The organism is Moraxella nasicaprae, from assembly GCF_025643275.1.
Taxonomy (GTDB): Bacteria; Pseudomonadota; Gammaproteobacteria; order Pseudomonadales; family Moraxellaceae; genus Moraxella; species Moraxella nasicaprae.
Genome location: NZ_CP089977.1, coordinates 730,907 through 750,355, shown reverse-complemented (window position 1 = coordinate 750,355; position 19,449 = coordinate 730,907). Strand labels below are relative to the sequence as shown.

General features: G+C 42.8%; 31 protein-coding genes, 1 tRNA gene and 1 pseudogene. 24 read left to right on the top strand and 9 right to left on the bottom strand.

Going from position 1 to position 19,449, the window contains the following annotated elements:
* Positions 1 to 36: 36 nt before the first annotated feature.
* The 9 genes and pseudogenes from LU297_RS03565 to gatC all read right to left on the bottom strand — a co-directional run bounded on the left by LU297_RS03565 (position 37) and on the right by gatC (position 6,115).
* A tRNA-Pro gene (locus LU297_RS03565) sits at positions 37 to 113 on the bottom strand.
* 232 nt (positions 114 to 345) lie between these two features.
* Positions 346 to 1,815: an Asp-tRNA(Asn)/Glu-tRNA(Gln) amidotransferase subunit GatB gene (gatB, locus tag LU297_RS03560; RefSeq protein ID WP_263077049.1), complete on the bottom strand. Its 1,470-nt coding sequence runs from the start codon at positions 1,813 to 1,815 to the stop codon at positions 346 to 348.
* A 30-nt stretch (positions 1,816 to 1,845) separates the two neighbouring features.
* Entirely contained in the window at positions 1,846 to 2,244 is a 399-nt protein-coding gene (locus LU297_RS03555) for a type II toxin-antitoxin system VapC family toxin (RefSeq protein WP_263077047.1), read from the bottom strand.
* A complete protein-coding gene (locus LU297_RS03550; protein WP_263077046.1) occupies positions 2,241 to 2,456 on the bottom strand; it encodes a hypothetical protein in 216 nt (71 codons plus the stop codon). The genes LU297_RS03555 and LU297_RS03550 overlap by 4 nt, the downstream gene beginning before the upstream one ends.
* Before the next feature lie 14 nt (positions 2,457 to 2,470).
* Positions 2,471 to 2,974 carry a GNAT family N-acetyltransferase gene (locus LU297_RS03545; protein ID WP_263077045.1) on the bottom strand — a complete coding sequence of 168 codons (504 nt, stop codon included), beginning with the start codon at positions 2,972 to 2,974 and terminating at the stop codon, positions 2,471 to 2,473.
* A 111-nt stretch (positions 2,975 to 3,085) separates the two neighbouring features.
* A pseudogene (gene gatB, locus LU297_RS03540) lies at positions 3,086 to 3,274 on the bottom strand (Asp-tRNA(Asn)/Glu-tRNA(Gln) amidotransferase subunit GatB); the annotation flags it as partial.
* A gap of 33 nt (positions 3,275 to 3,307) precedes the next feature.
* Positions 3,308 to 4,249, bottom strand: a complete 942-nt coding sequence (gene bla / locus LU297_RS03535) for a class A beta-lactamase (protein WP_263077044.1) — start codon at positions 4,247 to 4,249, stop codon at positions 3,308 to 3,310.
* An 80-nt stretch (positions 4,250 to 4,329) separates the two neighbouring features.
* Entirely contained in the window at positions 4,330 to 5,805 is a 1,476-nt protein-coding gene (gatA, locus tag LU297_RS03530) for an Asp-tRNA(Asn)/Glu-tRNA(Gln) amidotransferase subunit GatA (protein WP_263077043.1), read from the bottom strand.
* Between the two features lie 16 nt (positions 5,806 to 5,821).
* A complete protein-coding gene (gene gatC / locus LU297_RS03525; RefSeq protein WP_263077042.1) occupies positions 5,822 to 6,115 on the bottom strand; it encodes an Asp-tRNA(Asn)/Glu-tRNA(Gln) amidotransferase subunit GatC in 294 nt (97 codons plus the stop codon).
* A gap of 250 nt (positions 6,116 to 6,365) precedes the next feature.
* Between gatC and LU297_RS03520 the strand changes: the two genes are divergently transcribed.
* The 24 genes from LU297_RS03520 to secY all read left to right on the top strand — a co-directional run bounded on the left by LU297_RS03520 (position 6,366) and on the right by secY (position 19,438).
* Positions 6,366 to 6,968: a Maf family protein gene (locus LU297_RS03520; RefSeq protein ID WP_432806269.1), complete on the top strand. Its 603-nt coding sequence runs from the start codon at positions 6,366 to 6,368 to the stop codon at positions 6,966 to 6,968.
* A gap of 4 nt (positions 6,969 to 6,972) precedes the next feature.
* Complete coding sequence (locus LU297_RS03515) at positions 6,973 to 8,466, top strand: Rne/Rng family ribonuclease (RefSeq protein ID WP_263077040.1); 1,494 nt, start codon at positions 6,973 to 6,975, stop codon at positions 8,464 to 8,466.
* A 366-nt stretch (positions 8,467 to 8,832) separates the two neighbouring features.
* The gene (gene rpsJ / locus LU297_RS03510; RefSeq protein ID WP_003656991.1) at positions 8,833 to 9,144 is read left to right on the top strand and encodes a 30S ribosomal protein S10; all 312 of its coding nucleotides are present in this window, start codon (positions 8,833 to 8,835) and stop codon (positions 9,142 to 9,144) included.
* A 51-nt stretch (positions 9,145 to 9,195) separates the two neighbouring features.
* Positions 9,196 to 9,834: a 50S ribosomal protein L3 gene (gene rplC / locus LU297_RS03505; RefSeq protein ID WP_263077039.1), complete on the top strand. Its 639-nt coding sequence runs from the start codon at positions 9,196 to 9,198 to the stop codon at positions 9,832 to 9,834.
* A 14-nt stretch (positions 9,835 to 9,848) separates the two neighbouring features.
* Positions 9,849 to 10,451, top strand: a complete 603-nt coding sequence (gene rplD, locus LU297_RS03500) for a 50S ribosomal protein L4 (RefSeq protein WP_263077038.1) — start codon at positions 9,849 to 9,851, stop codon at positions 10,449 to 10,451.
* Positions 10,448 to 10,774 (top strand): 50S ribosomal protein L23, encoded by a 327-nt coding sequence (rplW, locus tag LU297_RS03495; protein WP_263077036.1) that lies wholly within the window; start codon positions 10,448 to 10,450, stop codon positions 10,772 to 10,774. The genes rplD and rplW overlap by 4 nt, the downstream gene beginning before the upstream one ends.
* A gap of 11 nt (positions 10,775 to 10,785) precedes the next feature.
* Positions 10,786 to 11,613 carry a 50S ribosomal protein L2 gene (gene rplB / locus LU297_RS03490; protein ID WP_049236813.1) on the top strand — a complete coding sequence of 276 codons (828 nt, stop codon included), beginning with the start codon at positions 10,786 to 10,788 and terminating at the stop codon, positions 11,611 to 11,613.
* 12 nt (positions 11,614 to 11,625) lie between these two features.
* Positions 11,626 to 11,901 carry a 30S ribosomal protein S19 gene (rpsS, locus tag LU297_RS03485; RefSeq protein WP_263077034.1) on the top strand — a complete coding sequence of 92 codons (276 nt, stop codon included), beginning with the start codon at positions 11,626 to 11,628 and terminating at the stop codon, positions 11,899 to 11,901.
* Between the two features lie 9 nt (positions 11,902 to 11,910).
* The gene (rplV, locus tag LU297_RS03480) at positions 11,911 to 12,240 is read left to right on the top strand and encodes a 50S ribosomal protein L22 (RefSeq protein WP_263077032.1); all 330 of its coding nucleotides are present in this window, start codon (positions 11,911 to 11,913) and stop codon (positions 12,238 to 12,240) included.
* 2 nt (positions 12,241 to 12,242) lie between these two features.
* Entirely contained in the window at positions 12,243 to 12,965 is a 723-nt protein-coding gene (gene rpsC, locus LU297_RS03475; protein WP_263077031.1) for a 30S ribosomal protein S3, read from the top strand.
* Between the two features lie 3 nt (positions 12,966 to 12,968).
* Positions 12,969 to 13,382, top strand: coding sequence for a 50S ribosomal protein L16 (rplP, locus tag LU297_RS03470; protein WP_263077030.1), 414 nt, complete (start codon positions 12,969 to 12,971; stop codon positions 13,380 to 13,382).
* A complete protein-coding gene (gene rpmC / locus LU297_RS03465; RefSeq protein WP_263077029.1) occupies positions 13,382 to 13,579 on the top strand; it encodes a 50S ribosomal protein L29 in 198 nt (65 codons plus the stop codon). The genes rplP and rpmC overlap by 1 nt, the downstream gene beginning before the upstream one ends.
* Positions 13,576 to 13,848: a 30S ribosomal protein S17 gene (gene rpsQ / locus LU297_RS03460; RefSeq protein ID WP_263077027.1), complete on the top strand. Its 273-nt coding sequence runs from the start codon at positions 13,576 to 13,578 to the stop codon at positions 13,846 to 13,848. The genes rpmC and rpsQ overlap by 4 nt, the downstream gene beginning before the upstream one ends.
* A 110-nt stretch (positions 13,849 to 13,958) precedes the next feature.
* Positions 13,959 to 14,327, top strand: coding sequence for a 50S ribosomal protein L14 (gene rplN, locus LU297_RS03455; RefSeq protein WP_049236821.1), 369 nt, complete (start codon positions 13,959 to 13,961; stop codon positions 14,325 to 14,327).
* 18 nt (positions 14,328 to 14,345) lie between these two features.
* Positions 14,346 to 14,663, top strand: a complete 318-nt coding sequence (gene rplX, locus LU297_RS03450; RefSeq protein WP_263077026.1) for a 50S ribosomal protein L24 — start codon at positions 14,346 to 14,348, stop codon at positions 14,661 to 14,663.
* A 20-nt stretch (positions 14,664 to 14,683) separates the two neighbouring features.
* Complete coding sequence (gene rplE / locus LU297_RS03445) at positions 14,684 to 15,220, top strand: 50S ribosomal protein L5 (protein ID WP_263077025.1); 537 nt, start codon at positions 14,684 to 14,686, stop codon at positions 15,218 to 15,220.
* Positions 15,221 to 15,232: 12 nt separating this feature from the next.
* Positions 15,233 to 15,538 (top strand): 30S ribosomal protein S14, encoded by a 306-nt coding sequence (rpsN, locus tag LU297_RS03440; RefSeq protein ID WP_078254902.1) that lies wholly within the window; start codon positions 15,233 to 15,235, stop codon positions 15,536 to 15,538.
* 11 nt (positions 15,539 to 15,549) lie between these two features.
* Positions 15,550 to 15,948 (top strand): 30S ribosomal protein S8, encoded by a 399-nt coding sequence (rpsH, locus tag LU297_RS03435; protein ID WP_263077024.1) that lies wholly within the window; start codon positions 15,550 to 15,552, stop codon positions 15,946 to 15,948.
* 139 nt (positions 15,949 to 16,087) lie between these two features.
* The gene (rplF, locus tag LU297_RS03430) at positions 16,088 to 16,621 is read left to right on the top strand and encodes a 50S ribosomal protein L6 (RefSeq protein WP_263077023.1); all 534 of its coding nucleotides are present in this window, start codon (positions 16,088 to 16,090) and stop codon (positions 16,619 to 16,621) included.
* A 12-nt stretch (positions 16,622 to 16,633) separates the two neighbouring features.
* Positions 16,634 to 16,984 (top strand): 50S ribosomal protein L18, encoded by a 351-nt coding sequence (rplR, locus tag LU297_RS03425; protein ID WP_263077022.1) that lies wholly within the window; start codon positions 16,634 to 16,636, stop codon positions 16,982 to 16,984.
* Positions 16,985 to 16,986: 2 nt separating this feature from the next.
* Positions 16,987 to 17,484, top strand: a complete 498-nt coding sequence (rpsE, locus tag LU297_RS03420) for a 30S ribosomal protein S5 (RefSeq protein ID WP_263077021.1) — start codon at positions 16,987 to 16,989, stop codon at positions 17,482 to 17,484.
* 17 nt (positions 17,485 to 17,501) lie between these two features.
* Positions 17,502 to 17,681: a 50S ribosomal protein L30 gene (gene rpmD / locus LU297_RS03415; protein ID WP_049236829.1), complete on the top strand. Its 180-nt coding sequence runs from the start codon at positions 17,502 to 17,504 to the stop codon at positions 17,679 to 17,681.
* Positions 17,681 to 18,121: a 50S ribosomal protein L15 gene (rplO, locus tag LU297_RS03410; RefSeq protein WP_263077019.1), complete on the top strand. Its 441-nt coding sequence runs from the start codon at positions 17,681 to 17,683 to the stop codon at positions 18,119 to 18,121. The genes rpmD and rplO overlap by 1 nt, the downstream gene beginning before the upstream one ends.
* Before the next feature lie 3 nt (positions 18,122 to 18,124).
* Complete coding sequence (secY, locus tag LU297_RS03405) at positions 18,125 to 19,438, top strand: preprotein translocase subunit SecY (protein WP_263077018.1); 1,314 nt, start codon at positions 18,125 to 18,127, stop codon at positions 19,436 to 19,438.
* Positions 19,439 to 19,449: the final 11 nt, after the last annotated feature.

Below are 19,449 nucleotides of genomic sequence, written 5' to 3'. Positions count from 1 at the left end.
CTATCGTACGATGACGGATAGCCCTAGATTATAGTTTGGTCGGAGTGATAGGATTTGAACCTACGACCCCTTGCACCCCATGCAAGTGCGCTACCAAGCTGCGCCACACTCCGAGAAAATTGTGTGTGATATTCTAGCAGGTTTTGCATGGATTGCAAGTGTTAATTTCATCTTGCCCTTGCTGTGTGGTTTGTTTTTTGGGTTGTCATTGATGCATTGGCTGGCGTCATTGGATAGGCTGCATGAGTGATGATGTGCCAGTTGGATTGATGTTTGGATTAAGATTTTGATTGACCAAAAAATAAGCCTCAAATCATCATTTGAGGCTTATTGTGTACTGGTCGCTTAGCCAATCAATTTTTTCAAAAGCTCATTGACCTGAGCGGGATTGGCTTTACCACGACTGGCTTTCATCACTTGACCGACCAGACCGTTAAAGGCTTTTTCTTTACCGCCTTTATATTCGTCCACCATGGCTTGATTGTTTGCCAAAACTTCTTTAATAATGGCTTCAATCGCTCCTGTGTCAGTCTCTTGTTTTAGACCTTTTTCATTGATGATGTCATCGGCTGATTTGTCAGATTCCCACAGATAGCCAAACACTTCTTTGGCGATTTTGCCGCTGATGGTATTATCCAAGATACGAAGAATCAGACCTGACAGGCGTTCGGCATCGATTGGCGATTGCTTGATGTTAAGCTCATTTTTGTTTAATGAGCCAAGCAAGTCGCCCATAATCCAGTTAGCACCGATTTTGGCATGTTGTTTACCGATTTTTTCTACCACTTGTAAGAAGTAATCGGACAGCTCTCGACTGCCGTTTAGCACATTAGCGTCATAAGCAGACAGACCAAATTCGCTCACAAAGCGTTCTTTTCGTACGCTTGGTAATTCCGGCATGGCTGCCTTAACCGCCGCCAAAGTCTCTTCGCTGATGATGACAGGCAATAGGTCTGGACAAGGAAAATAACGATAATCGTTCGCCTCTTCTTTGGTTCGCATTGCCCGTGTTTCGTCTTTTTCGGGGTCGTATAGGCGAGTGGCTTGCACCACCTTGCCACCGTCTTCGATGAGGTCAATTTGGCGTTCAATTTCTGATTTAATCGCTCGTTCAATAAAGCGAAACGAGTTTAGGTTTTTAAGCTCACAGCGAGTGCCAAAGGGGGTGTTTGGTTTGTGTACCGAGACATTGATGTCGGCACGAAACGACCCTTCCGCCATAATCGCATCAGAGATACCAAGCCAAGTAACCAGCTCGTGAATGGTCTTGACATAGGCGACCGCCTCGTCCGCCGAGCGAATGTCTGGCTCGGAGACGATTTCAATCAAGGGTGTGCCAGCACGGTTTAAGTCCACGCCTGTCATCTGGGGAACAGCATCGTGCACCGATTTGCCTGCGTCTTCTTCTAGGTGGGCACGGGTGATGCCGATGCGTTTGGTGTATTCGTTTTTTTGCCCTGCGTTCACCAAAATGTCAATGTAGCCTTGTCCCACGATGGGGTGTGCCATCTGAGAAGTTTGGTAGCCTTTGGGTAGGTCGGGGTAGAAGTAGTTTTTGCGGTCAAAGGCGTTCATTTGACCGATTTGGGCGTTTACCCCTAAGCCAAATTTGACCGCTTTTTCAACGACATCGGCGTTCAACACTGGCAACACCCCTGGCATTGCCAAATCAATGATGTTGGCTTGGGTGTTGGGTTCTTGCCCAAACTGAGTGGAAGCAGGCGAGAAAATTTTAGTATTGGTATTTAATTGGCAATGGATTTCAATGCCGATGACAACTTCATAGCCGTCAATAAGTAGGTTTGGGGTGGTCATAATGGGTTCTCTTTTTAAACAAATGTGTTATTAAACCATTAACAGGTTTAGATTGGAGTATTGCTTAATTTTTTCATCAGCCGTCATTAAAATAAGGTTTTCACTCATTGCTTGGGCGATTAAAATTCTATCAAAAGGGTCTTGGTGAATATTTGGCAAATCTTTAACCGCTATGGCGTGCTGGCTATTGACAACCAATTCCTTATAGCGTGCTGTTTTTAATAATTGATAAAAATAATTAGGCTCAATAAAATCATCAAAACCATTGTTGCGACTTTTATTGTATTTGATTGCTACTTCCCAAACATTAACGCTGCTAAAATACAGTCTATCGCTATTGGCAAGAATGGTGTCCCTTGCCTTTTTGCTAAATTGTTTGTCATCAAGCAATGCCCATAATAAAATGTGTGTATCTAGCAAATAATTCATTGACTAAAATCCGTCATTTCGTCATCAAAATTTTCTGGAATTTTAAAAGGTTTTGCCATTCCGATTTTTTGATAGGCAGGCGGAAACTTATTATCATCTTTGCCATAGTCATTGACAAAATTGGCAAAATATAATTGCAAATTTTCTTTGCCAATTTTGTTGATAAAATTTTGATAAGCAGTATCGTTCACTTCAAAACTAATCGTTTGCATAATCACTCCTATTATTAAGCCTTAATTCTCGCCATTGTATAGGCACTCACAAACTCGCCATTTCTAAATGCAAAAGCCTTGTGTTCTCCTTCAATAACAAAGCCAAATTTTTGATATAGGCTAATGGCTTTTTGATTGTCGGTATAAACGGTAAGTTCTACTCGTTTTAAATTTAGCCAATTATCCGCCAAATCAACAACGGTATTTAAAAGTGCTTTACCAATGCCTTGCCCTTGAAATTCATCACTGACGGCAATGACAAAATTACCAATATGTTTTCTGCGTTCATTGGTTTCTATTCTTAGAGCGATATTACCAGCAACAATGTCGGTATCGTCTTTTTGGATAATCGCCACAAAAGAATGGACATTATCAGGAATATTACCAAGCCACTTTTTCCAATTATCGTTTGATTGACTGGGTAAATGCAAAGTTTGAGCAAAAACGCTAGGATTGCTATAAAGTTTTTGCATTCCATCTGAATGTTTTTGTTCGGTGCGGACAATTAAAACGTTCATTATTTTTTCCTTATCAATGGGTATTATTGTAAGAGCGTAAGGTGCGTACCACGCACCCATTTTTAACGCCCATTACAAAAACACCAAAATCCTTTATTTGAAATTTACCCCAACTTCGGCATTTAGGACAGGCAAAACCCCCGGCATTGCCAAATCAATGATGTTGGCTTGTGTGTTGGGTTCTTGCCCAAATTCGGTACTGGCGGGCGAGAAAATTTTGGTGGCGGTGTTTAATTGGCAATGGATTTCAATGCCGATAACAACTTCATAGCCGTCAATTAGGGGGGCTTGGTTAGTCATAAATTTTCCTATTAACTATAAAAATTTAATGGGTTATAAAAATGGATAAATTTCTTTACCAATTTGTGCCATTATTTCATCTTTTTGATTTTTAAAATCAAGGGATTTACCATCATGTGGCTGAGTGATAAATAAGCTGACAAAATAAGATTTATTATTTTCATTCCAAATCACAGCAATGATATTTTTTGATTCACTACCTGTGCCTGTTTTGTCGCCAATTCGCCAATTTTTTGGTAAATATTTTCTCAATAAATTATCAGCAACTTTATCATTGATAAGCCAAGTTATCAACTGTTCTTTGCTTTGATTGGATAGGATATTGTCTGTAATCAATGCTTTTAGGCTTCTTGTATAAGGAATTGGTTTTGCGGTATCACTGGTTTCACCATAATGTGAGTGATTTAGTAAAGGTTCATTATTTGCTAACACCATATCCGCCCCAATCTCTTTCAAAAATTGATTGAATGCAGTCAAACCCCCAATTTTATCCAACAAGATATTAGCAGAACCATTATCACTCAGTGTTATGGTAGCTTCGCACAATTCACTAATAGAAATTGGTTTATTCTCATCAAAGTATTTTTTACAGACAGGAGAATATTCTATCAAATCGCTTTCTTTAATGATGATTTTTTCATTTAAATCCAATTTTCCTTTATCTACAAGTAATAATATATGGCTTGCGATAAAGGCTTTAATGGTGCTATTAACAGGAAAATATTCATCACCACGATGGCTGGATATTTCACCACTGTCAGCAATAATCGTCATACCAATTTTGGCATTAAATTTATTTTCCCAAATTGGCAATATTTCTTTTAATTTATTTTGTAATAAATTTGGATTTTTTGTTATCTTGTCATTAGGTAAATGGTTATTGGATAAACTCGTTTTGCATCCAGTTAATAAATTGCCAGAAAAAATAATAGGTAGTGCCAATAAGGTTTTTTGTAAAAAATGACGGCGTTGCATCATTATCTCCTTTTATTGCTTGGGATAAATTTATCATTTTATTGCTTGGGATAAATTTATCATTTATCCCAAATCCAAAATCACTTCACCAAATCCGGCATCTCTTGATGAAACTTGGTATTCGCCTGATACACATGAGCGGTTTTTAGAAGTTCGCTTTCCGCCCAATGTTTGCCAATCAGTTGCAAGCCCACAGGCAAGCCACCAACAAAGCCCACAGGGTGCGACAAACTTGGCAAGCCTGCTAAGTTTACGCCAATGGTATAGACATCGCCCATATAGATTTCGGCAGGGGAGAGATTTTCGCCCAATTTATAGGCAACCGTTGGGGCGGTTGGTGTGGCGATGATGTCGCAGGTTTCAAAGGCTTTTAAAAAGTCGTTTAAAATCAAACGGCGTACCTTTTGAGCCTTGACATAATAGGCATCAAAATAGCCTGCACTCAGGGCATAAGTCCCCATAATGATACGGCGTTGCACTTCCGCCCCAAAGCCTTCCGAGCGACTGCGTGTGTACAAATCGTGCAAATCGGCAGGATTTTCACAGCGATAGCCATAACGCACCCCGTCAAAGCGAGACAAATTGGAGCTGGCTTCGGCAGGGGCAAGCAAATAATAAGTGGCAAGGGTAATTTGTGGGTCGGTCAAATGCACATCCACGAGCGTTGCCCCAAGCTCTTGATAGACTTTTAGAGCGTCTTCAATTTTGGCTTTAACATCAGCATTTAACCCTGTGCCAAAATATTCTTGCGGTACGCCCACTTTTAGCCCTGCAAGCGGTTTGTCGCCACTTACTTTGTCAAGTTCACCCACCCAGTTTGGCACATCTTTGTTTACACTTGTACTGTCTTTGGGGTCATAACCGCTCATCGCCTGCAAAAGATAGGCACAGTCTTGTGCTGACCGCCCAAACGCCCCTGCTTGGTCAAAGCTAGACGCATACGCCACCATACCAAAGCGAGACACTCGCCCATAGGTAGGCTTAATGCCTGTTACCCCACAAAAGCTGGCTGGCTGTCGAATTGAGCCACCTGTATCAGAGCCTGTGGACATTGGTACAAAGCCTGCTGCCACCGCTGCTGCACTACCACCAGACGAACCACCTGGTACTCGGGTGGTATCCCAAGGGTTTTTGACCGCCCCATAGTAGGATTTTTCGTTATCCGAACCCATGGCAAACTCGTCCATGTTCAGTTTACCAAGACTGACCATGCCAGCTTCATTGATTTTGCTGACGATGGTGGCATCATAAGGCGAGATGAAGTTGTGCAGCATTTTTGAGCCACAAGTGGTCAAAACCCCTTGTGTGCAAAAAATATCCTTGTGTGCCATTGGTACGCCAAGTAGTGGACGAGTGTCGCCTTTGGCACGCAGTTCGTCAGCCAATTTGGCATTTTGGCGAGCCAAATCAGCAGTGACGGTGATGAAACTGTTGATTTGACCGTCATATTTTTCAATGCGATTAAGTAGATGATTGGTCAGTTCAAGACTGCTAAATTCTTTGTTTGCCAAGCCTTGAATTATCTGCTGGGTAGATAAAGTGTGTAATTGACTCATGAGCTTATCCTAATTATCATTCAATGACTTGTGGAACCAGATACAGACCATCTTGCACGCTTGGTGCAACCGATTGGTTGGCGGTGCGGTCAATGTTATTGGTTGGAATGTCTTGACGCAGGGTTTGGCAGCTTGCATGGATATTGGCAAGCGGTTCTACGCCATCGGTATTAACGCCATTAAGAATGTCCATCATTGATAGAATCTTACTGATATCTTTGGCATAATCGCCAGCAAGTTTCTCGTCCATCGACAGGCGAGAGAGCTTGGCAACCGCCAAAATATCTTCACAAGATAAAGTTGCACTCATAATATTTCCTAAAATTTTTCAATAAAAAATCATCGACAACATGATGTCATTTTTATCTTATTTGAACAATCCGCCCAAATAAAGCAAAAATTATCCCCATTGTACCACAAGCCCAAGCAATCAGCAAAGTATCTGTATCACTTGCCCAAAAATATTGATGAGTAATCATGGATTGGTCGGGATTGACCCAAGTGATGATTTGATGGATAATTGCGTGAATTTTTGATAATAATAAGTTGTGATGACATCAATGCAGTTACCCATTATTTTGGCTTCAACATCGCCACGACGCACACAGTTGTTGCATCAAGCAGGCGTGGCACATGATATTTTGTCGGTTGAGATTGATGAAAGTTGGCAAGATGACGAGTCTGCAACCGACTACATCAGTCGTATGGTCAATCAAAAAGCAAATCAAGCCATTGCCAAACTTGCTGGTAATCAAGATTGCCTTGTGATTACTGCTGATACCATAGGTGTGCTTGATGATGGCACGGTGCTGACCAAGCCAATCAATCAAGCAGATGCGTATCGTATGTGGGATTGTTTATCTGGTGCGACCCATCAGATTTGGACGGCAGTTTGTGTCAGTCGAATGTCGGCAGGCGTGCAACAACGAGAACAAATCTGTGTGTGTACCGAAGTGGATTTTGTGCCATTGACCGAATCGATGAAACAGCGTTATTGGGCGACTGGCGAACCTTTGGATAAGGCAGGTGCTTACGCAATTCAGGGCGGGGCGATGGCTTGGGTCAGTCAGATTCGTGGCAGTTATACCAATGTTGTAGGTTTGCCGTTGGCTCAGACTGTGGCATTGATTGATAAGATGCAAACCGATACAACACAGGATTAGCTTGATGCAACAAATCATTATCAACCAATCAGCAGATGAATGCCGCCTTGCGGTATTGACCGATGGTGTGGTCAGCCGATTGTCAGTGGAGCATGCTTGCCAACGAAGTTTGGTTGATGACATCTATCTGGGTACGGTGGTGCGAGTTTTGCCAGCGATGCAAGCGGCTTTTGTGGATATTGGGCGAGAAAAAATGGGATTTTTGCACGCCGATGATTTGCCAGTCTCCACAAAAACACTTAGCCAGCTTAATGGCGTGCCAGTCACAAACAACCCTTTGATTGAGCATCGTTTGCGTCAAGGCGAGCAGGTGCTGGTGCAAGTGGTGCGGGACGAGCTGGGAGAGAAGGGTGTACGCTTGACTGCCAATCTTGCCATCTCAACACATCTATTGGTCTATCGACCTGATGATGTATGCCAAGTCAAAGTCTCACACAAAATTCGTGATAAGCATAGACGACAACATCTGCAAGCATCATTGAGCGATTGGCTTACACAAGAGCAGATGCAAGGCGGCTTGATGGCAAGAACATTGGCTAATGATGCCAGTGATGATGATTTGCAAGGTCATCTGGGCTATCTTGGACAATGTCAGCAACAACTAACAGCCAATCTTACCGCTGCTAAGCTGGCTCATCAAAAAACAGCATTGCTTTACCAAAAGCCTTTATCGGTGCGAATCATCGCTGAGTTTGTTGGGGCAAAGACCCAAACCATCATTGTCGATGATGGTCAGCTGTATCATCGTCTATCGGAGGCTTGTCAATACCTTGCTCCTGATTTATCCCACAGTATTGTGCATCATACCGATGATGTGCCAATTTTTATCGCTCATCAGGTGGAGCAGGCAATACAAAACGCTTTAAGTCGCCAAGTATCACTAAAATCGGGCGGTTATTTGGTGATTGAAGAAACCGAAGCGATGGTCAGTATTGATGTGAATACAGGGTCATTTGTGGGTCATTCATCGCCCAGCCAGTTGATTTATCAGACCAATCTTGAAGCAGTTGATGCCATTGCCAGCCAGTTGATTTTGCGAAATTTAGGCGGCATTATTGTGATTGATTTTATTGACATGAAAGAGCAAGAGCATCGGACAAATCTATATCAAAGATTGCAGCAGGCATTATCGTCAGATAGTGCTAAGACTCAGATAACTCAGGTCAAGCGACCTGATTTGGTGGTACTGACTCGTGAACGCAGTACAAAATCATTATTAAAACAATTATGCCAGCCGTGCAAGGCGTGTCAAGGTATGGGCTGGCAAAAAAGCCCGCATACATTGGGTTTTGAAATAATGCGAGAGATTTTGCGACTGCATCGACAGCACCCTAAGACATCAGGATTTGTGGTGATGGTTCATGAAAGCGTGTTACCATGGTTGTCATCTGATTTAAAGATGGTATTTGATGACCTAAAAAATTCAATCAATAAACAGATTGAATTTAGAAAAAATAATCAATATCGCCCCAATCAATTTGCTGTGCAGCCAAGCTAATATGGCGTGTAAAAATTTGCAAAAAACCAAAAATAATCCAAATAAGCACTTGCAAATATGGGGAAAGAGTGTTACTATATGCCCATCATTTTTTGTATAGCGTTGCACTTTGCTTTTGTAAAACGAAAAAAGTTTACTTCGCAAAATGAACCATTGTTCAAGTAATAAGAAGTAGTAAGACAACGCCACAGCCGAAGCATCGTTTTTGGCACTATGAACAAGACACCCCTGCTACCTGACTTTTGTCTATGGTTGGTAGGGATTGGATTATTTTGCTTTTTAAAAGGCAAAAATTTAAGAATGGTAAACTGACATCGACTTATCAGATGAAAGTTTTATAAAGCACTTAATTAGGAGCTTGTTGGCATGGCTAACCAGAGAATCCGTATCCGACTAAAATCTTTCGACCATCGTTTGATCGATCAGTCGGCACAAGAGATTGTCGATACTGCAAAGCGTACAGGTGCACAAGTTTGCGGCCCTGTTCCGTTGCCGACTCGTATTGAGCGGTTCAACGTATTGACATCACCACACGTCAACAAAGACGCTCGTGACCAGTACGAAATTCGCACCCATAAGCGTATGATCGACATCGTGCAACCAACTGATAAAACTGTTGATGCACTGATGAAGCTAGATCTAGCTGCTGGTGTAGATGTTCAAATCGCGTTAGGCTAATGAACATAAGTCTGGTTTAACTATTAAACTATTAATATAAAGAGGTCTAAAATGGCGATTGGTTTAGTCGGTAAAAAATGCGGCATGACCCGAGTCTTTACTGAGGCAGGTGTTTCTATCCCTGTAACAGTAGTTGAGGTTGATGCCAACCGCATCTCGCAAATCAAAACAGTAGACACCGACGGCTATAATGCGATTCAAATCACCACAGGTGAGCGTCGTGACAGCCGTGTGACTGCTGCACAAAAAGGACACTTCGCAAAAGCTGGCGTAGCCGCTGGTCGTGGTGTTTGGGAATTCCGCGCAGAAGCAAGCGATCTAGAAGGTCGTGAACTTGGCGGTACTATCCTAGCTGACCTATTTGAAGTGGGTCAATTGGTTGATGTTACTGGTCAATCAAAGGGTAAAGGTTTCCAAGGTGGTGTGAAGCGTCATAACTTCCGCACTCAAGACGCAACTCACGGTAACTCTGTTTCTCACCGTGTGCTTGGTTCTACTGGTCAAAACCAAACCCCAGGTCGTGTATTCAAAGGCAAAAAAATGCCAGGTCAAATGGGTAACAAACAAGTTACTGTTCAAGGCTTGGAAATTGTGTCTGTTGATGCTGAAAAAGGCGTACTGGTCATCAAAGGTGCACTTCCAGGTGCTAATGGTGGCGATGTTATCGTCCGTCCGTCAGTGAAAGCCTAGTAAAGGGGATTAACGTGAATTTAAAAACTGTTACAGGTGCGGCGGTTGAACTATCTGAGATCACTTTTGGTCGTGAGTTCAATGAAGCCTTGGTACACCAAGTCGTAACTGCATACCTAGCTGGTGCTCGTCAAGGTACTCGCGCTCAAAAAACTCGTGGCGAAGTGTCTGGCGGTGGTAAAAAACCATGGCGTCAAAAAGGCACAGGTCGTGCTCGTGCTGGCTCAATTCGTAGCCCAATTTGGGTTGGTGGTGGTCGTGCATTCGCTGCTAAGCCACAAGATTGGTCACAAAAAGTAAACCGTAAGATGTATCGTGGTGCAATGCAATGCATTCTAGCTGAGCTTGTGCGTCAAGATCGTTTGATTTTGGTTGATGAAATTTCTGTTTCTGCACCAAAAACCAAAGAGCTTATCGCTAAGTTGGCTGAATTGAACGCCCCTCGTGCATTGATCGTGACTAACGAAGTTGACGAGAACTTGTACTTGGCTGCACGCAATATCCCATATGTGAATGTATTGGGTACTCGTGAAGTTGATCCAGTAAGCTTGGTTTCTTTTGACAAAGTTATCATGTCTGTTGAAGCCGCAAAACAATTTGAGGAGACACTTGCATGAGCAACGCAAGACTATATCAGGTACTAAAAGCACCTGTATTTTCAGAAAAATCTCAAAGACTGGGCGATTCACTTGGTGTTCAGGTTTTCAAAGTTGATACCAATGCTACCAAGCGTGAAATCAAACAAGCGGTTGAACTAATGTTCGAAGGTGTTGAAGTTGTAAAAGTAAACACACTGAACATCAAAGGCAAAACCAGACGCTTTGGTCGTGTTGTTGGTAAACGCAATGACATCAAAAAAGCGTATGTTACTCTAAAAGCTGGTTCAGACGTACAAATCGGTGCTGGTGAAGACACTAGCGAAACAGCGACTAACGAATAAGGATTAAAAAAATGCCTATCGTAAAAGCAAAACCTACATCACCAGGTCGCCGCTTTGTTGAAAAAGTAGTGCATCCACACCTTTATAAAGGTCGTCCTTATGCACCGCTTGTTGAATCAAAAGCAAAAACTGGTGGTCGTAACAACAATGGCCGTATCACTACCCGTCACATCGGTGGTGGTCACAAGCAACACTATCGTCTAATTGACTTCAAACGCAACAAAGACGGTATCCCAGCAGTTGTTGAGCGTATTGAATACGATCCAAACCGTACTGCACACATCGCACTATTGAAGTATGCTGATGGTGAGCGTCGCTACATCATCGCTCCTAAGAAATTGAGCGTTGGCGACCAAGTACAATCAGGTGAAGCAGCTCCAATCCGTCCAGGTAACTGCTTGCCACTAAAAAATATCCCTGTTGGTACAGTGATTCACAACATTGAACTAAAAATCGGCAAAGGTGCTCAAATTGCTCGTTCAGCTGGTGCAGCGGTTCAATTGTTAGGTCGTGATGGTGCTTATGTCATCGTTCGCTTGCGTTCAGGTGAAACTCGCCGTATCCACGCAAATTGCCGTGCGGTTATCGGTGAAGTATCAAATACTGAAAACAACCTAAAATCACTTGGTAAAGCAGGTGCAGCACGCTGGCGTGGTGTTCGTCCTACCGTTCGTGGTACTGCGATGAACCCGATTGACCACCCACACGGTGGTGGTGAAGGCCGTAACTTCGGTAAACACCCAACCAGCCCATGGGGTCAGAAAGCTAAGGGTCTTAAGACTCGTTCTAATAAGCGTACTGACAGTATGATCATCCGTCGCCGTCGTGCCAAGAAATAAGGAATAAATTTCATGCCTCGTTCATTGAAAAAAGGTCCATTTATCGATGCGCATTTGTTTGCCAAGGTTGAAGATGCTCTAGAAAGCAACAGCCGCAAACCGATCAAAACTTGGTCTCGTCGCTCGATGATTCTACCACAAATGGTAGGTCTAACCATCTCTGTTCACAATGGTCGTACTCATGTACCTGTGATTGTGAATGAACAAATGGTTGGTCACAAACTAGGTGAATTCGCCCCGACTCGTTCATATCGTGGTCATGGCGTTGATAAGAAGTCTAAGAGATAAGGTGCTACCATGGAAGTAACTGCAAAATTGCGTGGTGCCGCCATTTCGGCACAAAAAGTGAGATTGGTTGCGGACGAAGTTCGTGGTAAGTCAATCGAGCGTGCTTTGGACATTCTAACTTTTAGCAACAAAAAAGGTGCTAAACTGGTTAAGAAATGCCTACAATCAGCGATTGCTAACGCTGAGCATAACAACGGTCTTGACATCGATAAATTGCGTGTCTCTACCATTTATGTTGATGAAGGTATTACTTTGAAGCGTATTATGCCCCGTGCCAAGGGTCGTGCTGACCGTATCAGCAAACGCACTTGCCATATCACTGTTAAAGTAGGGGAATAATCATGGGTCAAAAAGTACATCCAATTGGTATCCGCTTAGGTGTTATCAAAAAGCACAATGCAAATTGGTATGCCAATCCAAAGCAATACTCTGAATATCTATTGAATGACTTCCAAGTTCGTGCATTCCTTCGCAAGAAGCTAGAAGGTGCGATGGTTAGCCATATCAATATTGAACGCCCTACTGGTGCAGCCAAAATCACTATTCATAGTGCTCGTCCTGGCATCATCATTGGTAAAAAAGGCGAAGATATCGAAAGCCTACAAAAAGAACTTACCAAATTGATGGGTGTTCCAGCTCAAGTAAACATTCAAGAAATCGCTTCTCCTGACCTAGATGCTCGTCTGGTTGCAGAAGGTATTTCTAGCCAACTTGAGCGTCGTGTGATGTTCCGTCGTGCGATGAAGCGTGCTGTTCAAAACAGTATGCGTTCAGGTGCACAAGGTATCAAAGTAGAACTATCAGGTCGTTTAGGTGGTGCTGAGATTGCTCGTACAGAATGGTATCGTGAAGGTCGTGTACCTCTACATACTCTTCGTGCTGACATTGATTATGCATCAGTGCGTGCAGAAACCACTTATGGTACTATCGGTGTGAAAGTTTGGATTTTCCGTGGCGAAATCCTTGATGGCATGAACAGTGCTTACAACCCAGTTGTTGAAGATAAAGCTCGTGCACCAAAACGCCGTGGCCGTACAAACCGCCGCAACACAGACAGAGGTTAAGCTATGTTACAACCAAAAAGAACGAAGTTTCGCAAAATGCACAAAGGGCGTAACACAGGTCTTGCCCAGCGTGGTAACACAGTTGCTTTTGGCGAAATCGGTCTAAAATCAACTGGTCGTGGTCGTATGACTGCTCGTCAAATCGAAGCTGCTCGTCGTACCATTACTCGTCGCATTAAGCGTGGCGGTAAAATCTGGATTCGTGTATTCCCAGACAAACCAATTACCGAAAAACCATTGGAAGTTCGTATGGGTAAAGGTAAAGGTCCTGTTGAGTACTGGGTAGCCGAAATCAAGCCAGGCAAAATGCTGTATGAAATCCAAGGTGTTAGCGAAGAGCTAGCTCGTGAAGCATTAACGCTAGCGGCAGCCAAGCTACCATTTAAGACCACCATTGTTAAACGGACGATTATGTAATGAAAACCAACGAATTACGCGAAAAATCAGTAGAAGAGTTGGCTCAATTGCTTGACGAAAAGCAACTTGATGCATTTCGTCTGCGTATGGCAAAAGCCACGGGTCAGCTAGCTAATACTCATGAAATCAAAGCCAATCGTCGTACGATTGCTAAGATTTTGACTCTGATTAACGAAAAACAAAGAGGTGACGCATGAGCGAGAACACCCAAACTCAAGAAGTTGGCGTGGTAACTGGCAAAGTAGTCAGCAACAAGATGGACAAGTCTATCGTTGTGCTGGTGGAACGCCAAATTCGTCACCCAATGTATGGTAAACAAGTTCGTCGTTCTACCAAACTAAAAGCTCATGACGAGAATAATGTTTGTCAAGAAGGCGATATCGTACGCATCAAAGAAACCCGTCCATTCTCAAAGACCAAAACTTGGGCTTTGGTAGATGTGGTTGAAGCTGCGGTAAAAATTTAAGCTATTTGCATTAGAAGCCATTTGCTAGTATAATGTACATCTTTTAGATGTTCATCTGCCGATTTTAGGCGGCAAATGGCTTTTATTGCTTTATTATATGGAGTAATGCGATGATTCAGACTGAAACAATGCTGGAAGTTGCAGATAACAGTGGTGCAAGACGCGTTCAGTGTATCAAAGTGCTGGGTGGCTCGCATCGTCGTTATGCATCAGTTGGCGATATTATCAAGGTAACGGTAAAAGAAGCAATTCCCCGTGGCCGTGTTAAGAAAGGCGACGTGATGAATGCTGTGGTCGTACGTACCAAAAAAGGCGTACGCCGTCCAGACGGTTCTGTATTGCGTTTTGATGACAATGCTGCTGTGTTGCTTAACAACAACAAAGCACCGATTGCAACTCGTATTTTTGGACCGGTAACTCGTGAGTTGCGTGGCGAACAATTTATGAAAATTGTTTCCCTAGCTCCCGAAGTATTGTAATTATTTGAGAGAAATCTTATGGCAAAGTTACGCAAAGGCGACACCGTGGTTGTGATTGCAGGCAAAGACAAAGGCAAGCAAGGCACAATTTTGGCGGTTAAAGCAGACCGTGTAAAAGTTGAAGGTATTAACATTGTTACCAAACACCAAAAACCTAACGCTATGTTGGGCAAAGAGGGTGGTATCGTTAAACAAGAAGCTTTTCTACATATTTCAAATGTTGCAATCTTTAATGCAGCAACCCAAAAAGCAGATCGTGTTGCTTACCAAGTAAACGCAGATGGCAAAAAAGAGCGCATCTACCGTTCTACTGGTGAAGTAGTGGCGACTGCATAAGAGACTAAGGGTATATCGTAATGGCAAGATTAAAATCTTTATACAATGACAAGCTAAAACAGCAAATCAAAGAAGAGCTGGGCTTAGAAAATGTCATGCAAGTGCCAAAAATTACCAAAATCACTCTAAACATGGGTGTTGGTGGTGCAGCACAAGATAAAAAATTACTTGAAGGTGCTTTGGCGGATATGACCGCTATTGCAGGTCAAAAACCTGTTGTAACCAAAGCTCGCAAGTCAGTTGCAGGCTTTAAGATTCGTGAAGAATGGCCGATTGGCTGTAAAGTTACTTTGCGTGGCGAACAGATGTACGAATTCCTAGATCGTCTAATTGCCATTGCAATTCCTCGTATTCGTGACTTCCGTGGTTTTTCAGCAAAAGCTTTTGATGGTCGTGGTAACTACTCACTAGGTATCAAAGAGCAAATCGTTTTCCCTGAAGTTGACTTTGATAAGATTGATCGTATTCGTGGCTTGGATATCACCATCACAACGACTGCGGCAGACGATGATCAAGGTCGTGCATTGCTAAAAGCATTTGGCTTCCCATTCAGATAAGGTTAAAACGATATGGCTAAGAAAAGCATGATTAATCGCGAACTAAAACGCGAAAAAACAGTGGCTAAGTATGCCGAAAAGCGTGCTAAGCTAAAAGCTATCATCAGTGATGTAAACGCAAGCGAAGAAGAGCGTCTAGATGCGATGTTGGCATTGCAGGCATTGCCACGCAACGCTTCTCCTGTTCGTCTACGCAATCGCTGTGGCGTGACTGGTCGTCCGCACGGTTATTTCCGTAAGTTCGGTCTATCTCGCAATATGTTGCGTCTATATGTAATGCAAGGCGATGTGCCTGGCGTTCGCAAAGCAAGCTGGTAAGGAGTTGAGCTATGAGTATGCAAGATCCAGTTGCAGATATGCTAACTCGCATTCGCAACGCACAATCAAGAAATAAGCCATCTGTTACGATGCCAGCTTCTAAGCTACGCAAATCAATCGCTGATTTGTTGGTTGCTGAAGGCTATCTAGCTTCTGCAGAAGTAAGCGACATCGAAAATGGTAAAAAAGTTCTAACTGTAGAACTAAAATACTATCAAGGCAAAGGCGTTATTGAGCAATTGAAGCGTTACAGCCGTCCAGGTCTACGCCAATATCGTGGTAAAGATGAACTTCCAAGCGTGAAAAAAGGCTTGGGTGTTGCAATCATCTCTACCAGCAAGGGTATCATGAGCGATCGTGCTGCTCGTGCGGCAGGCATTGGTGGCGAAGTGATTGCATTGGTTGCTTAATCGCATCGTTCCAAGAAAATTTAAGATAGCGGTTTACACTGTCTCTTAAATATGTTAAACTAGCAGGCTAAATGCCTGTTAGTTTTTTATTGCTATCTAAATTTTAGATAGTTTGTTTTTCATTGAAAGGAAAATTTCTATGTCTCGTGTGGCTAAAGCCCCAGTAACACTACCAGCTGGTACTAGTGTTACTTTGAACGATCGGCAGGTAGAAGTTAAAGGCAAAAACGGTTCTTTGTCTTTAAACCTGCATGAATTGGTCGAGCTAAATCAAGCAGATGGTGTGGTAACACTTTCTCCTGCTAAAGATACAAAAGAAGCGTGGATGCACACTGGTACTGTGCGTGCATTGATTAACAACATGGTTAAAGGTGTTAGCGAAGGCTTTGAGCGTCGTCTACAACTAATCGGTGTTGGTTACCGTGCTCAAGTTGCTGGCAACAAAGTAAATCTAAGCCTTGGTTTCTCTCACCCAATCGAATACACTCTTCCAGAAGGTGTTAGTGCAGAAAGCCCAAGCCAAACTGAAATCGTTTTGAAATCAAGCGATAAGCAAAAACTTGGTCAAGCTGCTGCAAAAATTCGTAGCTTCCGTCCACCAGAGCCTTATAAAGGTAAAGGTGTTCGTTATAGCGATGAAGTTGTTCTTCGTAAAGAAGCTAAGAAAAAGTAAGGGTGGGTAAAAATGTTTGATAAGAAAACAGCTCGTCTGCGTCGTGCAAAAAAGACTCGTGCGCATATCCGTCAGTTGGGTGCCGTTCGTTTGACTGTAAACCGTACTCCACGCCATATCTATGCTCAAATCATCTCTGCAACAGGTGGTCAAGTATTGGCACAAGCTTCTACTTTGGACGCTTCTTTGCGTGCTGGTGCTACTGGTAATATTGAAGCAGCCAAAGCTGTTGGTGCTTTGATTGCTGAGCGTGCAAAAGCAGCTGGTATTACAAAAGTTGCATTTGATCGTAGTGGTTTTAAATATCATGGCCGCGTAAAAGCACTTGCTGATGCTGCTCGTGAGAACGGATTGGAGTTTTAATCATGGCAAAAGTAGAACAAACAGACGGTTTGGTAGAACGCTTGGTTGCTGTTGATCGTGTTGCAAAAGTGGTCAAAGGTGGTCGTATTTTCTCTTTCACAGCATTGACTGTTGTGGGCGATGGCAATGGCCGTGTTGGCTTTGGTCGTGGCAAAGCTCGTGAAGTGCCTGCTGCTATCCAAAAGGCTCTTGAAGCTGCTAAACGCAATATGATTACTGTTGAGCTTGCAGGTCACACCCTACAACACCCAATCAATGCTCGTCATGGTGCCTCAAAAGTTTATATGCAACCTGCTTCTGAAGGTACAGGTGTTATTGCTGGTGGTGCAATGCGTGCAGTACTTGAAGTTGCTGGTGTTCAAAACGTATTGGCAAAGTGCTATGGTTCAACCAATGCCGCCAACGTAGTACAAGCAACTTTTAAAGGTTTGCGTGACATGACTTCACCAGAAGCAATCGCTGCTAAGCGTGGCAAAACTGTTGAAGAAATTTTGGGCTAAGAAATAGGTGAGTTACGATGAAAAAAATGAAAGTTACTCAAGTAAAATCGAGTGCCCATCGTTTGGCAAGCCATAAAGCTTGTCTAAAAGGTTTGGGACTGCGTCGTATTGGTCATACTGTCGAAGTTGAAGATACTCCATCAACTCGTGGCATGGTCAATCGTGTTATCTACATGGTTAAAGTGGAGGAAGCGTAATGGGTCTTAAACTAAACGAACTAGCTCCAGCATTAGGTGCTAAGAAAAAAGCTCTACGCCGTGGTCGTGGTATTGGTTCAGGCATTGGTAAAACTGGTGGTCGTGGTATCAAGGGTCAGACTTCTCGTTCTGGTTCTAGCATTCCAGCAGGTTTTGAAGGCGGTCAAATGCCTATCTACCGTCGCCTACCAAAATTCGGCTTCACTTCAAAAATTGCCATGACAACAGCAGAAGTGCGTTTGTCTGAATTGAACAAAATTGAAGGCGATGTGGTCAGTGTTGAAACTTTGAAAGCTGCAAATATCATTCGTGGCGATATGAAGCGTGCTCGTGTCATTTTGTCAGGCGAATTAACTCGTGCATTGACTTTCAAAGGTGTAAAAGTTACCAAAGGTGCAAAACAAGCAATCGAAGCTGCTGGTGGTAGCGTCGAGGAGTAATCTATGGCAAAACAGTCAACGACTTCAGGTATTCCATTGAATCCTTTGGCTTTCATCAAAAAATATGATGAGCTATGGAATCGTCTTTTGTTTTTATTGGGAGCGTTGATTGTTTACCGTCTAGGTTCTCATATTCCTGTACCAGGAATGAATCCAATTGAACTGGCGAATTTCTTCCAAAGAAATAGCAATACCTTTTTGGGTATGTTTAACCTATTTTCTGGTGGGGCTTTAGAAAGAATGTCAATCATGGCATTGGGTATTATGCCTTACATTTCTGCATCTATTGTTGTGCAGATGATGTCTACGATTGTACCATCTTTAGAAGCTCTCAAAAAAGAAGGTGAGTCAGGACGCAGACAGCTTAGTAAATACACTCGTCAAGGTGCATTGGCATTGGCTTTTGTTCAAGCGGTTGGTATGTCTACTGGTCTATTGGCTGGGGGATTGACCGTTACGACTGGATTGGGGTTTTATATTCCAGCAGTGACCTCGCTGGTTGCTGGTGCAATGTTTTTGATGTGGCTTGGTGAGCAAATCACTGAGCGTGGCATTGGCAATGGTATTTCCATTCTTATTTTGGCAAGTATTCTTGCTGGTGCTCCAGGCATGATTGGCACAGCTTTATCACAAGGCACAAATTTGATTGTGATGTTCTTGTTTGCTGTATTGGCGTTAGCTGTTATTGCAGGCATTGTTTATATCGAACGAGCTCAGCGTAAAGTGCCAGTAAATTATGCTCAAAAACAACAACAAGGTCGCAAAATTTATGCACAACAACAATCTCATTTGCCATTAAAACTGAATATGGCAGGTGTAATTCCGGCAATTTTTGCCAGTTCTTTATTGTTGTTGCCAGCCAGTTTGGGTCAGTGGACAAGTGGTAATGCAAACCCAACCACAACCCAAGAGATTTTGCAAAACATATCCCTTGTTTTGCATCCAGGCGAACCTCTGTATTTGCTACTATTTGGCGTGATGATTATCTTTTTCTGTTATTTTTATACAGCATTGATGTTCAATCCTAATGAAGTGGCAGAAAATTTGAAGCGTAGCGGTGCCTATATCCCAGGTATTCGTCCAGGTCAGCAAACGAAGCGTTATTTGGATTTTGTTTTAAACCGTTTGACTTTTATTGGTGCGATTTATATGACCGTCATTTGCGTTTTGCCAATGACCATCAATCCAGCATTTAGTAGCGGTGCATCTTTATTGATTATGGTGGTAGTCTTGATGGACTTCATTGCTCAAATTCAAGCCCATTTGATGACACATCAATACCATGATCAGACTTTAATCAAATCATCAACTCATTGATGAATTTTAGG

What these genes read in the sequence shown, in the direction of transcription:
- rpsJ (WP_003656991.1), top strand. Translation starts at nt 8,833, where the DNA reads ATGGCTAACCAGAGAATCCGTATCCGACTAAAATCTTTCGACCATCGT.
- rpmC (WP_263077029.1), top strand. Translation starts at nt 13,382, where the DNA reads ATGAAAACCAACGAATTACGCGAAAAATCAGTAGAAGAGTTGGCTCAA.
- gatA (WP_263077043.1), bottom strand. Translation starts at nt 5,805, where the DNA reads ATGAGTCAATTACACACTTTATCTACCCAGCAGATAATTCAAGGCTTG.
- LU297_RS03555 (WP_263077047.1), bottom strand. Translation starts at nt 2,244, where the DNA reads ATGAATTATTTGCTAGATACACACATTTTATTATGGGCATTGCTTGAT.
- bla (WP_263077044.1), bottom strand. Translation starts at nt 4,249, where the DNA reads ATGCAACGCCGTCATTTTTTACAAAAAACCTTATTGGCACTACCTATT.
- rplB (WP_049236813.1), top strand. Translation starts at nt 10,786, where the DNA reads ATGCCTATCGTAAAAGCAAAACCTACATCACCAGGTCGCCGCTTTGTT.
- rpsE (WP_263077021.1), top strand. Translation starts at nt 16,987, where the DNA reads ATGGCAAAAGTAGAACAAACAGACGGTTTGGTAGAACGCTTGGTTGCT.
- rplP (WP_263077030.1), top strand. Translation starts at nt 12,969, where the DNA reads ATGTTACAACCAAAAAGAACGAAGTTTCGCAAAATGCACAAAGGGCGT.
- rplC (WP_263077039.1), top strand. Translation starts at nt 9,196, where the DNA reads ATGGCGATTGGTTTAGTCGGTAAAAAATGCGGCATGACCCGAGTCTTT.
- LU297_RS03520 (WP_432806269.1), top strand. Translation starts at nt 6,366, where the DNA reads ATGCAGTTACCCATTATTTTGGCTTCAACATCGCCACGACGCACACAG.
- rpmD (WP_049236829.1), top strand. Translation starts at nt 17,502, where the DNA reads ATGAAAAAAATGAAAGTTACTCAAGTAAAATCGAGTGCCCATCGTTTG.
- gatC (WP_263077042.1), bottom strand. Translation starts at nt 6,115, where the DNA reads ATGAGTGCAACTTTATCTTGTGAAGATATTTTGGCGGTTGCCAAGCTC.
- rplE (WP_263077025.1), top strand. Translation starts at nt 14,684, where the DNA reads ATGGCAAGATTAAAATCTTTATACAATGACAAGCTAAAACAGCAAATC.
- gatB (WP_263077049.1), bottom strand. Translation starts at nt 1,815, where the DNA reads ATGACCACCCCAAACCTACTTATTGACGGCTATGAAGTTGTCATCGGC.
- rplX (WP_263077026.1), top strand. Translation starts at nt 14,346, where the DNA reads ATGGCAAAGTTACGCAAAGGCGACACCGTGGTTGTGATTGCAGGCAAA.
- rplN (WP_049236821.1), top strand. Translation starts at nt 13,959, where the DNA reads ATGATTCAGACTGAAACAATGCTGGAAGTTGCAGATAACAGTGGTGCA.
- rplR (WP_263077022.1), top strand. Translation starts at nt 16,634, where the DNA reads ATGTTTGATAAGAAAACAGCTCGTCTGCGTCGTGCAAAAAAGACTCGT.
- rplF (WP_263077023.1), top strand. Translation starts at nt 16,088, where the DNA reads ATGTCTCGTGTGGCTAAAGCCCCAGTAACACTACCAGCTGGTACTAGT.
- rpsS (WP_263077034.1), top strand. Translation starts at nt 11,626, where the DNA reads ATGCCTCGTTCATTGAAAAAAGGTCCATTTATCGATGCGCATTTGTTT.
- LU297_RS03515 (WP_263077040.1), top strand. Translation starts at nt 6,973, where the DNA reads ATGCAACAAATCATTATCAACCAATCAGCAGATGAATGCCGCCTTGCG.
- rpsH (WP_263077024.1), top strand. Translation starts at nt 15,550, where the DNA reads ATGAGTATGCAAGATCCAGTTGCAGATATGCTAACTCGCATTCGCAAC.
- rpsC (WP_263077031.1), top strand. Translation starts at nt 12,243, where the DNA reads ATGGGTCAAAAAGTACATCCAATTGGTATCCGCTTAGGTGTTATCAAA.
- rplO (WP_263077019.1), top strand. Translation starts at nt 17,681, where the DNA reads ATGGGTCTTAAACTAAACGAACTAGCTCCAGCATTAGGTGCTAAGAAA.
- secY (WP_263077018.1), top strand. Translation starts at nt 18,125, where the DNA reads ATGGCAAAACAGTCAACGACTTCAGGTATTCCATTGAATCCTTTGGCT.
- rpsQ (WP_263077027.1), top strand. Translation starts at nt 13,576, where the DNA reads ATGAGCGAGAACACCCAAACTCAAGAAGTTGGCGTGGTAACTGGCAAA.
- rpsN (WP_078254902.1), top strand. Translation starts at nt 15,233, where the DNA reads ATGGCTAAGAAAAGCATGATTAATCGCGAACTAAAACGCGAAAAAACA.
- rplV (WP_263077032.1), top strand. Translation starts at nt 11,911, where the DNA reads ATGGAAGTAACTGCAAAATTGCGTGGTGCCGCCATTTCGGCACAAAAA.
- rplW (WP_263077036.1), top strand. Translation starts at nt 10,448, where the DNA reads ATGAGCAACGCAAGACTATATCAGGTACTAAAAGCACCTGTATTTTCA.
- LU297_RS03545 (WP_263077045.1), bottom strand. Translation starts at nt 2,974, where the DNA reads ATGAACGTTTTAATTGTCCGCACCGAACAAAAACATTCAGATGGAATG.
- LU297_RS03550 (WP_263077046.1), bottom strand. Translation starts at nt 2,456, where the DNA reads ATGCAAACGATTAGTTTTGAAGTGAACGATACTGCTTATCAAAATTTT.